The 12,731-nt window shown below is 69.2% G+C and carries 12 protein-coding genes; 9 read left to right on the top strand and 3 right to left on the bottom strand.

Annotation, left to right across the window (positions count from 1 at the left end; all coding sequences use genetic code 11):
* Positions 1 to 14 precede the first annotated feature (14 nt).
* Positions 15 to 626, top strand: a complete 612-nt coding sequence (locus tag ACWGJM_RS43830) for a hypothetical protein (RefSeq protein WP_453417362.1) — start codon at positions 15 to 17, stop codon at positions 624 to 626.
* A gap of 239 nt (positions 627 to 865) precedes the next feature.
* Here the strand turns inward: ACWGJM_RS43830 and ACWGJM_RS43825 are convergent, their stop codons facing one another.
* Positions 866 to 1,297 (bottom strand): HupE/UreJ family protein, encoded by a 432-nt coding sequence (locus ACWGJM_RS43825; RefSeq protein ID WP_453417361.1) that lies wholly within the window; start codon positions 1,295 to 1,297, stop codon positions 866 to 868.
* A 336-nt stretch (positions 1,298 to 1,633) separates the two neighbouring features.
* Here ACWGJM_RS43825 and ACWGJM_RS43820 point away from each other — a divergent pair, with 336 nt between their 5' ends.
* The 3 genes from ACWGJM_RS43820 to ACWGJM_RS43810 all read left to right on the top strand — a co-directional run bounded on the left by ACWGJM_RS43820 (position 1,634) and on the right by ACWGJM_RS43810 (position 6,702).
* Positions 1,634 to 2,986: a DUF3500 domain-containing protein gene (locus ACWGJM_RS43820; RefSeq protein WP_453417360.1), complete on the top strand. Its 1,353-nt coding sequence runs from the start codon at positions 1,634 to 1,636 to the stop codon at positions 2,984 to 2,986.
* Positions 2,987 to 3,699: 713 nt separating this feature from the next.
* Entirely contained in the window at positions 3,700 to 3,933 is a 234-nt protein-coding gene (locus ACWGJM_RS43815) for a hypothetical protein (protein WP_453417359.1), read from the top strand.
* Between the two features lie 144 nt (positions 3,934 to 4,077).
* On the top strand, positions 4,078 to 6,702 hold the full coding sequence (locus tag ACWGJM_RS43810) for a glycoside hydrolase family 97 catalytic domain-containing protein (RefSeq protein ID WP_453417358.1): 2,625 nt from the start codon (positions 4,078 to 4,080) through the stop codon (positions 6,700 to 6,702).
* A gap of 91 nt (positions 6,703 to 6,793) precedes the next feature.
* Here the strand turns inward: ACWGJM_RS43810 and ACWGJM_RS43805 are convergent, their stop codons facing one another.
* Positions 6,794 to 7,117, bottom strand: coding sequence for a sigma factor (locus tag ACWGJM_RS43805; protein ID WP_453417357.1), 324 nt, complete (start codon positions 7,115 to 7,117; stop codon positions 6,794 to 6,796).
* Between the two features lie 697 nt (positions 7,118 to 7,814).
* Between ACWGJM_RS43805 and ACWGJM_RS43800 the strand changes: the two genes are divergently transcribed.
* Positions 7,815 to 8,063 (top strand): hypothetical protein, encoded by a 249-nt coding sequence (locus ACWGJM_RS43800; protein ID WP_453417356.1) that lies wholly within the window; start codon positions 7,815 to 7,817, stop codon positions 8,061 to 8,063.
* A 177-nt stretch (positions 8,064 to 8,240) separates the two neighbouring features.
* Here the strand turns inward: ACWGJM_RS43800 and ACWGJM_RS43795 are convergent, their stop codons facing one another.
* Positions 8,241 to 8,720: a MarR family winged helix-turn-helix transcriptional regulator gene (locus tag ACWGJM_RS43795; protein ID WP_453417355.1), complete on the bottom strand. Its 480-nt coding sequence runs from the start codon at positions 8,718 to 8,720 to the stop codon at positions 8,241 to 8,243.
* A 247-nt stretch (positions 8,721 to 8,967) separates the two neighbouring features.
* Here ACWGJM_RS43795 and ACWGJM_RS43790 point away from each other — a divergent pair, with 247 nt between their 5' ends.
* From ACWGJM_RS43790 to ACWGJM_RS43775, 4 genes are all read left to right on the top strand, one after another.
* Positions 8,968 to 9,753: an ABC transporter ATP-binding protein gene (locus tag ACWGJM_RS43790; protein ID WP_453417354.1), complete on the top strand. Its 786-nt coding sequence runs from the start codon at positions 8,968 to 8,970 to the stop codon at positions 9,751 to 9,753.
* Positions 9,750 to 10,592, top strand: a complete 843-nt coding sequence (locus ACWGJM_RS43785) for an ABC transporter permease (protein ID WP_453417353.1) — start codon at positions 9,750 to 9,752, stop codon at positions 10,590 to 10,592. Before ACWGJM_RS43790 ends, ACWGJM_RS43785 begins: the two co-directional genes overlap by 4 nt.
* Before the next feature lie 5 nt (positions 10,593 to 10,597).
* Complete coding sequence (locus ACWGJM_RS43780; RefSeq protein WP_453417352.1) at positions 10,598 to 11,635, top strand: ABC transporter substrate-binding protein; 1,038 nt, start codon at positions 10,598 to 10,600, stop codon at positions 11,633 to 11,635.
* A gap of 64 nt (positions 11,636 to 11,699) precedes the next feature.
* The gene (locus ACWGJM_RS43775; protein ID WP_453417351.1) at positions 11,700 to 12,731 is read left to right on the top strand and encodes a leucyl aminopeptidase; all 1,032 of its coding nucleotides are present in this window, start codon (positions 11,700 to 11,702) and stop codon (positions 12,729 to 12,731) included.

Raw genomic sequence — 12,731 nt, 5'->3', positions numbered from 1 at the left:
CATGGTGTTGTCCTATGAGGTTGATCCCCGGGAGTGGGCACCGGGTCTTCTGCGGGCCGGTGCGCAGCGTCCAGGGCGCGGTGCTGTCCACACAGGTACCCGAGCGGCCGACGCCCCTTGGCACCACCGTGGGGCACTCGGCGAACGTGCAGGTGAGCCAGGAGCGGCAGCCGGTGGAGAACGAGGACCTCGCCACCTTCACCGCGACGTTCGCCTCCGGCGCCGTCGACACCTTCTCCGTTTCGCGCATCGCCCGCGGGCTGGCCAACACCCTTGGTTTCGAGGTGTTCACGAAGGACGGCGCGGCGACCTTCGAACTGACACGGCCCGCAGAGTTCACCATCGCCGACTCGGCGGCCTCCGACCCCGTGGGCGGCTACCGGCGGGTGGTGGTCGGCCCCGGCCGCCCCTACATCGCCGGTGGGCTGCCCATGGACTTCCCCAGCGTGGGCCACGGCCAGCACGAGTCCTTCGTCTGGCAGGCCCGCGCCTTCCTGGAGCAGATCGCGGGCCTGGACCGCCTGCCCCTGTGCCCCACGCTCGCCGGCGGACTGCACAACCTGCGCGTCATCGACGCGATCGTCGCCTCCTCCGAGGTCGGCGGCAGGGCGGTCACCGCTCAGTGAGCGGCCCCAACCCGACCCGCGTCGCGGCGTGCGCCGACCACGGCCAAGGCGCGCGCACGGGGTCTCGACGGACGGCCCGCGGAACGCCATCCTCACCCACCCCGGCATCGAAGCCGTCTCCTTCGTCGGCTCCACCCCCATCGCCACTCGGCTCCCGGCGCTGAACGCTCCGCTGGATTTGCTGGTCGTTCACCGCGGGCCGGTGGGGGCTGGTCGCGCCCACGCGGCGGAGCCGCATATCAAATACAGCCCTGCGCCCCTTCGGGGCGCTCTACCGCATCGGCGTCCGGCCGCGATCCTTGCCGGAGCGGGGTGCCGTCCTCCGGCTCCGGCTCGGGCTCCGGCTTCGACTGCCGGCGGCTGACCAGCGTCCAGGCCGTGGCGGTCAGGGCGGCCAGCACCAGCGCGGCCAGCATCACCGTCGTATGGGAGCCCGCGCTGTCGGCCGCCCGGGCGACGGGGTTGGGCAGGCCCAGGCGGTCGGCCAGCCAGCCCACGGCCGCCGTGGCGGTGAGCAGGACACCGGTCAGGCGCAGCCTGGGCTGGGCGGGGAGGCGGGCCAGGACCAGCAGCGAGGGCAACGCCAGGCAGACCAGCAGGAGTTGGACCAGTTCGATGCCCAGGTTGAAGCCCAGGAGGCTTGTTACCAGTTGGCCGGTGGACAGATGCATCTCCGCGCGCCCGCCGGGATGTCGGTACGGGGTGGATGAGAACTCTGAGAAATGCCATAGGAACCACAGGAAGTTCAGAGGGATCCAAAGCGAACGCCTGGGATGTCTCTTCATGTCAGGTCAATCCGGGCGGGGTGTACAAAGCTTCCCTAAGCCGTGAGGGGAGGGAAACCGGCGCGCTTTCAACGGTGGTCCGATCCCGTTTCTGGCCGACTTCGTTCCACCGCCTTCCTCCAGGGCTGACGATTCATCGGACTCTCATCCCGCTGCGGCAGGGTCGGGCGGCACGGCCGCTGAGACAGCCGTACGACATCGAGAGAACCGAGGTGCAGCGTAATGACCGACGCCAACACGGGCGGAAGCACGGAACGCGAAGCCCAGCTGGAGGAGGTGGGTTCGGCGGAATCGGACCGTCGCGGCTTCATGCGCAGGGTCTTCCTCGCCGGCGGTGCCACCGCGTTCACCGCCATGGCAGGCGCCGGCGCCGTGGCGTTCGCCGATGACGGCACCACCGCCACCGCATCGGCTTCCCCCAGTGACACAGCGAGTGCGTCCCCCAGCGCGAGCCCCACCCGCGGGACCGGCGGGGGCACGCTCGGCGCGCAGACCATCACCGAGGACTTCTTCGGCCTGACCACCGAGGGCAAGCAGATCGACGACCTCTTCACGGTCCACTCGCAGGGCGTCGACACCGCGCCGGTCGTCGCGGCCGCGAAGGCGTTCCTGGCGGGGCTCACCGACACCCAGAAGAAGGCGACGCAGTTCACCGTCCGGTCGACCGAGTGGCGGCTGTGGAGCAACCTGGATCCGGGCGAGTTCAAGCGGCAGGGTGTCTCCCTGGCCGACCTGACGGATGCCCAGAACGCCCTGGGTACCGCACTGATGAAGGCGGCGCTGAGCGCTGACGGCCTGGAGACCACCGAGAAGATCCGCCGCCTCAACAACGCCGCCGGCGAACTGGTGGGCAAGAGCGACAACTTCAACGACGAGCTCTTCTACTGGACCGTGATGGGCACGCCGTCGGTCACCGAGCCCTGGGGCTTCCAATTCGACGGCCACCACCTGGTGGTCAATTACTTCGTGCTCGGCGACCAGGTGGTGATGAGCCCCTGCTTCTGGGGGTCCGAGCCGACCTCGATGGAGATCGACGGCGAGACCGTCTCGGTCTGCCAGGAGGAGGTGGAGGCCAGCCTGGCGTTCATCCAGTCGCTCACCGCGGCCCAGCAGAAGACTGCGATCATCTCGGCCACCAAGGCGGACGAGGACATGAAGGCGGGCGCCTTCGCCGACAACGCGGTCGAGGCGTACGCCGGCATTCGCGCCACCGCCCTGACCGCCGCTCAGAAGCGCAAGCTCCTCGCGGTCGCCGAGGCGTTCGTGAACCGCGCGAAGGCCGACGCGGCGAAGGTCCGCATGTCCGAGATCCGCGCCCACCTGGACGACACCTACGCCGCCTGGATCGGCGGTACCGGCGACGACGACCCCTTCTACATGCGGGTTCACAGTCCGGTCGTCTGGATCGAGGTCGACTGCCAGGCGGCCGGCCCGCTGGGCGGCGCGTACGGCAGGACCCGGGCCGACGGGCCGTCCCAGAAGCACATCCACTCCGTCATCCGCACGCCGAACGGCAACGACTACGGCAGGGAACTGCTGCGTCAGCACTACCTGACGTCTCCGCACCACCGGTGATCCCCGCGGCCGGTACCGCCCGCGGCGAACACCGCTGAGTTCTCCCGAGGTCCTGTTCCGGGCCGCGTGGCGTCGGGGCAGCCGACCGACGCGACCCGGGACAGACCAGGGCTGCGCGAAACCGTGTGCGGCTCAGACTGGTCGGCTTGTGCCGTACCGGGAGCGGGTGTGCGACTTGAGTAGTACCCCGGCGGCATCGTTTGGCAACACGCAAGGATGATGGCGCGACGGCGGCGGGCTGCGAGACGTGGACGGAGTGGCTGCTGCCCGACACTTCGACGGTCTGCGCTCCGATCCGCTCGGACATCGCGCGCTGCGTCAGGGGCAGTCGCCGGCAGTGGGTGCACGCTCCGAGCAGGCGCCGGCGCGTTCCCGGATCATTCGTCACGCCGCACCGTTCGGGAGTCCCGCGCTTCTCCCCTCCAGTCGCGCCCGCTTTGGCTGGATCGAGGTATTGGCCGCGAGCTTGAGGTGCCGTTCGAAGTTGTCACCTTGGTATAGACCTTGACGCTCATTCGAACAAGACCCCACACTGACGCCCAACCGCTCCGGACAGTTCGGATGGCGCCTGCTGCGGGAGGCGCTCTTCGAAGTGTTCTTCCCCACCGGCGAAGGACCTCGCTGTGCACAGAGCCTCGGGACTCATCCTGCCCTCGTGGGTATTAGGGCTGCTCGCGCCCCCGTTGACGGCCGGCGCGGTTCCGGCGCACGCGGTGACCGCCACGGCCATCACGGTCGACGGCGGCCAGAGCGGCCGGACGTTCGACGGGATCGGCGCGATCAGCGGCGGTGGTGGGAAGTCAATGCCGCCGTTTGAGTGCCCGGCCGACCAGCGGTCGCGGATCCTGGACTACCTGTCCAAGCCGGGCCACGGCGCGGACCTGCCCCTGCTGAAGCCGGAGATCGGCAGGTCCCGGGCGGCGTCGAATCCAATGGCACCTACGTGACGCCGAAGTCGCCGGGCGACAAAGACCCTGCGCCGTCCACCGGCTGCCCGCCCGGGCCGCACGTACGACTTCTCCTGATCGTCCGGTGGGCATCCGAGCACCGCTGAGAGCGCTCTCACCAGTCCCCCCACCCAAAGGACTCCCATGCCCGCGACCCCGCACAGACGCGTGCTGCAACTCTGCCTGCTGGCACTGATCCTGCCTCTGGCCGTCCTGTTCGTCCCGCCGCACAGCGCGTCCGCGGCGACCGCGTGGACCGTCACCGGACCGAGCGCCGACTCCCCGACGGCCGCCCAGGTGAGCCTGGACAACGGCACGCTCACCTTCGCCGTGTCCAGCCACGACCAGACCGTCCTGTCACCGTCCCCCATCGGCATACAGGCGAGCACGGCCGACCTGACCAAGGACCTGACCTTCCTCCAGCGCACCGACCGCACCGTCACCGAGTCCTACACCATGACCACCGGCAAACAGAGCGCCCGGCAGACCACGTACCGGGAGACGACGCTGTCGTTCTCCGGCACGGGCGGCGCCAGGCTCGATGTCGTGGTGCGCGCGTCGGACACCGGCGTGGCCTACCGGTACAGCCTGCCCGGCAGCGGATCGGGGACCGTGGTCCGCGAGGCGTCGTCATGGACGGTCCCGACGTCGTCCAACGCCTGGCTGGTGCCGCCCCACAGCGAGGACCAGGGCCAGTGGTTCGCCACCACCGCAGGCGCCGCACCGACCAGCACCTACCACCTGCCGGCGCTGTTCCAGGTCGGCAGCACGTATGCGCTGGTGGCCGAAACCGACCTCGACGGCCGCTACGCCGCCTCGTACCTGTCCCACACCTCGGGCTCCGGCACCTACACCACCACCCTGGCCAGTGGGATCACCAGCACGCTGCCGCTGGCGACACCCTGGCGCACCGTGGCCGTCGGCGACCTCGCGACCGTGACCCGGTCCACGATCGTGGACGACCTGGCCGCGCCGTCGAAGGTGGCCGACACCTCCTGGATCAAGCCGGGCGCCGTCGCCTGGTCCTGGCTGAGCGAGCACTCCAGCCCGTCGAGCGAGGACCGGCAGAAGCAGTACATCGACTTCGCCCAGCGGCACGGCTGGAGGTACGTCCTGATCGACGAGGGCTGGTCGTCCGGCTGGGTGCCGGACATCGTCTCCTATGCCAAGGCCCGAGGCGTTCAGATCATCCTGTGGTTCAACTCCTCCAGCCTGCGGACCGCCGCGCAGCGCGCCACCTGGCTGCCCCAGGTCAAGAACTGGGGGGCGGCCGGAGTGAAAATCGACTTCTCGTACGAGTACACCCAGCCGACGTTGCAGTGGTACGACGCCGTCCTCGCCCATACGGCCGATCTGAAGCTCATGGTCAACTTCCACGGCTCCGCCATGCCGCGCGGCATGCAGCGGACCTGGCCGCAGGTGATGTCGGGGGAGGCCGTCTACGGCTCCGAACAGTTCAACAACCGGGCCGCCTTCAACACCATCCTGCCGTACACGCGCAACGTCGTCTCCAGCATGGACTTCACCCCCGTGGTGTTCAGCATGACCAGCCGGAACACCACCGACGCCCACGAACTGGCCACCTCGGTCGTGTTCGAGTCCGGCTGGCAGCACTTCGCCGACAGCCCGGAGAGCTACGAGGCCCGTCCCGAGGCACTGCGGATCCTCGACCAGCTGCCGACCGCCTGGGACGAGACCCGGCTGCTCGGCGGAAGCCCGGGAAAGGAGGCGTACCTGGCCCGCCGGTCCGGCGGACGCTGGTACGTCGGCGGCATCTCGGCGCTGTCCGCGAAGACCTTCCAGTCCTCGCTGTCGTTCCTCGGCTCGGGCCAGTGGCTGGCCGAGACCGTCCGTGACGGTGCCGACGGCCTGCTGCACGAGACCAAGGTGGTCACCAACAGTGACACCCTGTCCGTCCCGGAGGCGGCCAACGGCGGCTTCGTCACCGTGCTCTGCCCCTACACGACCGGACTGACCTCGTGCAGCGGCCGCGGCCTCACCGGCGTCCTGAAGGACAGGGAGACCGGGCTGTGCGCCGACGTGCCTGGCGGGAGCCAGACCAACGGCACCCAGCTCGCGCTGTGGGAGTGCCATGGCGACGCCAACCAGACCTGGTCCGCCGACGCGTCCGGCCGGCTGACGGTCTACGGCACCAAGTGCCTGGACGTGAAGGGCGGCGGCACCGCCGACGGCACCGCGGTCCAGATCTACGACTGCAACAGCACCGCCGCCCAGCAGTGGACGGTCAAGGGCGACGGCACGGTGGTGAACACCGGGTCCGGCAAGTGCCTCGACGTCACCGGCGGTGGCGGCACCGTCGGCAAACCTCTGGAGATCTGGACCTGCAACGGCGGCGCCAACCAGAAGTGGTTCCGCTTCAACACCACCAACGTCTACAAGGGACCGCAGTCGGGCCGCTGCATCGACCTGCCCGGCGGCAACCAGACCAACGGCACCCGCCCGGCCCTGTGGGACTGCAACGGCGGCCGCAACCAGGCCTGGACCTCCACGGTCGGCAACGAGCTGACGGTCTACTACAACAGGTGTCTGGAGGCCGCCGGCGGCGGCACCGCCGACGGCACCGCGGTGCAGATCAAGGACTGCAACGGCAACGCGGGCCAGCAGTGGCGGGTGCGCTCCGACGGCACCATCCTCAACGTCAACGCCGGCAAATGCCTCGAGACCACCGACAGCGGCACGGCCAAAGGCACACTGCTGCAACTGTCGGCCTGCGACGGCGGCGACAACCAGAAGTGGACCAGGTCCTGACCTCCTGACCTGGCCGGCCGGGCGGTCACCAGGTCGAGGCGACGGCCCGGCCCGTTTCAGCGCCCGAGGCACTGGAACGGGCCGGGAGCTGTCACCGGTTCTCGCCGTTACCGGGTTCCAGCCTGACCATGCTCCAGGACAGCGGCGGCAGCATGAGCGTCAACCCCGTGCCGGTGGGGCGGACGGATCCGGGTTCGGTGACCGCGGTCCCGTAGCGCGCCCAGGCCCGGACCGTGGCCTCCTGCAGCAGATCCTCGGCCTTGTGCCAGTCGCCGTTCAGCAGGTGGGCGGAATAGCGCAGCAGGGTGGTGCCGTGGTGGTGGTAGACGTCGCGTACGAACTCCTCGCAGCCTTCCCCTCCCGGGTCGGCGACCGCGTCGGGCCGCGCTGTTTCTGCGTCGGCGGTCGTTTTCATGCCTGGGGACACCCCGTCTGCTGCGTTCGGTGAAGCCGTTCATGAAGGGGTGTGCGTCGGAGGGGAGAGGGGCGCGCCGACGGGCTTGGTCGTGCGCCACGCTCAGCCGGCCTCGCGCCAACCCGCCAGAGCCCCGAGGAGCACACCGCGGGACGGGCCGTTCCAGGTCCCTCCCGTAGCTGTCGCCCACAGGCCGAGGACGCCTGGCACCAGGCCGTACGTCGGAGGTGGGTCGGCGTGTCCGCCGTGCCGACGCCCGCGCCGTTCCTCCCAGTCGGCGACCTGCCGGTGCAGCGGTGCCAGGACGCTCTCGGTCGCGTGGTCGAACCGGGCGGCGATGTCCTCCGGGGACGGCGTCCCGCAACAGAACGGCGTGCAGCAACCCCACGGAGGGCCCGAGGCCCAGCAGCGGATGGCACGCCGCCCACGCCTCGCCGAGGCTGACGGAACCGGTGGTGACCGGAAGTCCGTCGACGACGAACCTGCGGTGATGGCTCTCCGTGCGGGTGGTGACTCCCACGCGGGGGGTGGCGGTGCCCTCCAGCGCGGGCAGCAGCGGCTTGTACAGGGTGGCCGCCCGCAACCAGGCGGACGGACCGGACAGCGGATGGAGGCCGGAGTCCTCGTCATCGATCGCGAAGGCGACGGTCCAACTGCCCGTCCCGTCCGACACCACCGCGATGCTGACGCTGTCCCCGTGGTGCACGGCCCATCCCGCCTCGAACGGGGCACTGCCCGGCATCGCGCGGAAGGATCGGGCGTACAGGCGAAACCCGGTGTCCTGCCGGTCCTCCAACGGTCTGGGCGCGCCGATCTCGGCGAGCAGGCGGACCACGGGAGAGCGGCGGCCGGACGCATCGACGACCAGGTCGCCGAACACGGCGTCGCCGCCGTCCGTGAGCACGCCGGTCACATGCGGACGGCCCGGGTTCGCGGCCTGCTCTGAGCGACTGTCGAGTCCAGGAGGCGAGTCGCCCGAGCAGGGTGACGTCTCCTGGAGGGGGCTGCCGTCGGGCTGTCGGTGCGTACCGGTCCCGCCGCCGTGTCCGGCGGTCTGACGCGTCAGGTGTTGCGTCGGTTCCGTTGAACGTCAAGGGCTACGCGGGGAGTTGGGCCCGAGGGCTCACAACTCTCCCGACACGGACTCCCAGTGGTCGGCGAGCGAGCCCAACACCCTTATCAGCTCGGCGCGTTCGGCCGGGCCGTAGAGCCGCAGCAGTTTCTCGTCCAGCTCCCTGGCGAGGCGATTGGCCTTCTCCAGGACATTGCGGCCGCCGTCGGTCAGATACAGCAGCTTGCGGCGTGCGTCGTTGCCGGAGGTCTGACGGGTGATCAGGCCGTTCTTCTCCATCCGTCGGACGATGTCAGTCATCGTGGAGGTGTCCAACGAGACCGCCGCCGCCATCGACCGCTGGTCGCATCCGGGCTGCGCGTCGATCGCCGTGAGGACCGCGAACTGGGGTCCGGTCAACGAAGAGTCCACACCGCGCGTCCAGGCCGAGATGTACGCCTGGTAGAGGCGCCGGACGAGGAAACCGGGCGCTTCCAGCAGGGCCGTCGGACTGACCGGCGGCTCGGATCGTGGTTCTGCGATGTCAGCCATGACGCCAACTCTAAGCATGCGACGCAACCACCTGCCACCACCTCGGACCGGGCTCCCAGCGCGGAATTCCATCCTTCGCTTCGGCCTCTTTTTTCTCGGCGGACTCTGGTCAAGCTGCCCGACGACTGATATACCGGACCCCAATAATACGTGTCCGGATTATCTCCTGGTGAGCCTCGCCCCGCTCGAAAGGATCTGCCGCCATGTATCTGTATCCCGCCCTCGCCTCGCCGGAGGGATAGCCACCATGCCTGACCAGTCGAAACTCGTCATCGAGAACGTGGAGTGCCGGTTCGGCCCCACCCTCGCGCTCTCCTCCGCCTCGCTGGACGTCCGGGCCGGGGAGTTCATCGCCATCGTCGGTCCCTCCGGTTGCGGCAAGAGCACGCTGATGAACATCGTCGCCGGGATGCAGCGGCCCACGTCGGGCCGGGTGCTCGTGGACGGCACCGACGTCACCGGAGCGACCGGCCACGTCGGCTACATGTTCCAGAAGGACCTTCTCGTGCCATGGCGCACCGTCACCGGCAACATCGTGCTGGGCGCGGCGCTCACCGGGCGAGCCACCCGCGAGGACCGGGCCCAGGCCCGCAAGCTCGCCGCGCGGTACGGCCTGGGCGAATTCGTCGACCACTTCCCGCACGCCCTGTCCGGGGGCATGCGCCAGCGGGTCGCGCTGATGCGCACGCTGGCCTTCGACCGGGACATCCTGCTGCTCGACGAGCCGTTCGGCGCGCTCGACTCGCAGACCCGCTTCGACATGCAGCAGTGGCTCCTCCAGGTGTGGGCGGACTCGGCTCGCACCGTCCTGTTCATCACGCACGACGTGGACGAGGCGGTGTTCCTGGCCGACCGGGTCGTCGTGATGTCCACCCGGCCGGGCCGCATCGGCGCCGTACACGACGTCAAGCTGCCGCGCCCGCGTGTGCTCGACACCGTCACTTCGCCGGAGTTCACCGAACTCAAGCGCAACGTGCTCGCGGATCTGTACGCGTCCCGTGCCGCAACGTCCCAGGAGGGAACCCGGATATGACCCGTTCTCGGTGGTTTCCCGGAGCGATGCGGGTGGTGTACCTGCTGGCGGCGGTGCTGATCGTCTGGTCCGTATGGGCGCTGGCCACGCAGGTCTTCAACGTCCCCTCCTACGTCGTCCCCACCCCCGGCAAGACCTTCTCCGCGCTGACCGGCAACTGGTCGGACCTCCACGGCCTGGTGTTTCAGACGATCTGGGAGTGCGTCGCCGGATTCGTCGTCGGCGTGGCGGTGGGCTTCGTGTTCGCCGTCCTGATGGCACACGTCAAGATCATCCAGCAGGTCTTCTACCCGATCCTCATCGCCTCCCAGGCCATACCGATCGTCGCTCTGGCCGCGCCGCTGGTCATCATCCTGGGCTTCGGCCTGGCCCCCAAGCTCGTGATCGTCGCGCTGATCGTCTTCTTCCCGGTCGTCGTCAACGTCCTCGACGGCCTGACGTCCATCGACAAGGACATGGTGGCGCTGGCACGCTCCATGGGCGGCAGCCGCATGAAGCTCTTCCTGCTCATCCGGCTGCCCGCGACCCTCACCCCGCTCTTCTCCGCCCTCAAGCTCGCCGCCACCTACACCGTCACCGGCGCCGTGATCGGCGAATGGACGGCCTCCGAGAGTCCGGGCCTCGGTCAGGATCTCCTACTGAAGAACTCCCGTCTGGACACCGCGGGTGTCTACGCCGACGTCCTGCTGCTCACTCTGATCGGCCTGAGCGGCTTTGTGCTGATCACCGCGCTGGAATACCTGCTCACCCCGTGGCGCGCGCGGTCCACGGCACGCCGCAGGCCGGGACGTGACCACGAGTCGAGCGAAACCCTCACCCTCGCCACCGAAAGGATCTGATCGCCATGACGAACAGAAGCACCGTCAACAGCAGACGTCACGCAAGACCCCCCTGGATCGCCCTGTGCGCCGTGCTTCCGCTGGCGGCCGTCGCCGCGTGCGGTGGCGGAGGCGGCAGTGCGGCTGCCGCGAGTGGCAGCGCCGACCGCGTCCGGATGGTCCCCGACTGGATAGCCCCCGACATCACCTGGCTGCCCTACGTCGTCGGCATGGACAAGGGCTACTACAAGTCGGCGGGTATCGACCAGACGATCGTCCGTCCGCCGGACAACTCCACGACCGTGAAGATGGTCGCCACCGGCAGCGGCGACATCGGCGAGTCGACGTCCAGCGACATCGTCTTCGCCGCCGAGCAGGGGCTGCCGGTCATCTCGATCGCCAACTACTCGCAGAGCAACAACTGGGGCCTGTTCGGCCCGGCCGGCAAGTCCTTCACGGTGGCCGACCTCAAGGGCAAGCGCATCGGCGTCTTCAACGACGCGTGGACCAAGGCCATGCTGCCGGTCATGCTGCGCAGCGCCGGGCTGAGCGTGAAGGACGTCAAGCAGATCGTCGCCGTCGACGGTGACATCCCCCTGCTGCTCGCGGGAAAGATCGACTACGCCACCAACACCTCCAACTACGCCGTCCCGCAGTATCAGCAGGCGACCAAGAAGGCGCCGTCCCAGCTGCTGGCGAAGGACAGCGGTGCCCCGGACGCCCCGGTGTGGAACTACGTCGCCAACAAGTCGTGGCTCCAGAAGAACCCGGCCGTCGCCAAGAGGTGGCTGACTGCGACCCGCAAGGCGACGCAGTGGGCGATGGACCACCCCGAGGCCGCGGTGAAGCTGTACGAGGCCCACTTCAAGATCAAGGCCGCCAACTATGCGGCCGACCTGGGCCAGTGGAAGGCCACCGTGCCCTACATCGTGGCGCAGTCCGGCTTCTTCACCGCCACCGACAAGCAGTGGACGGGCCTGGCCACCGCGTTCAAGGACGCCGGCCAGATCACCAAGTCCCTCGCGCCCGGCGACTACTACACCAACGCGTACATCACCCCCTGACACCGCACTGCCAGCACCCGCACCCGCCGGCCGACCCCCGACAACCCATCCGCTGGGGAGACCTGTGAATCACAATCTGCTCAACCAGATCTGCCTACGGCAGCTGACCCTCAGCGCCGTGCACGAGGGCGAGACGGTGGCCGTGCTCTCCCGGGGCCCCGAACGCGCCGACTACGCCGACGCCTTCCTCTTCGCCGCCCAGCAACTCGGCGCAAGCGCTTATCACATGAGGCTGCCCGAGCCCTCCACAGCCTCCGGCGCCTGGGCGGTGGGCGACTCCGGGCTGGCCGGCAACCCCCGCGCGGTCGAAGCCCTCCAGCAGGCCGACATGCTGGTGGACCTGACCTTCCTGCTCTTCAGCAAGGAGCAGTTCGCCATCCAGGGCGCGGGCACCCGCATCCTCACCGTCGTCGAACCCGCTCCGCTCCTCGCCCGGCTGATGCCCACCCCGGAACTGCGTGAACGGGTCGAGGTGGGCGCCGAGTTGCTGGCCCGCGCCGGCTCCCTGCACATCACCAGCCCGGCCGGCACCGACGTCACCTACCAACTCGGCCGCTACCCGACCCTCAGCGAATACGGTTACACCGACCAGCCCGGCCGCTGGGACCACTGGCCCGCCGCGTTCGTCTTCACGGGCGGCACCGACGACGGCGTCGACGGGACGATCGTGCTCTCCCCGGGCGACGTCCTGCTGCCCTTCAACACCTATGTGCAGACGCCCGTGACGATCACCGTCGAGAAGGGCTTCATCACCGCCATCCGCGGCGGCCTCGACGCGCAACTGCTCTCCTCCTACATAGAGTCCTTCGACGACCCGCGCGGCTACGGCATGTCGCACGTCGGCTGGGGACTCGACGAGCGCGCGCAGTGGCACGGGCTGACCCAGTTCCCCGGCGGCATGGGCATGGAACTGCGGTCCTTCTACGGCAACGTGATGTTCTCCATCGGCCCCAACAACGAACTCGGCGGGCCGAACGACACCCCTTGCCACTTCGACATCCCCATGCGCGGATGCAGCCTCTTCCTCGATGGCGAACCGGTCGTCGTCGACGGTGACGTCGTGGTACCCGAGATGCGCCCGGCGGCCCGCCGATGA

The organism is Streptomyces sp. NPDC054834 (assembly GCF_053611185.1).
The sequence above is the reverse complement of the archived record's forward strand: the minus strand, read 5'-3'. Positions and strand labels throughout refer to the sequence as shown.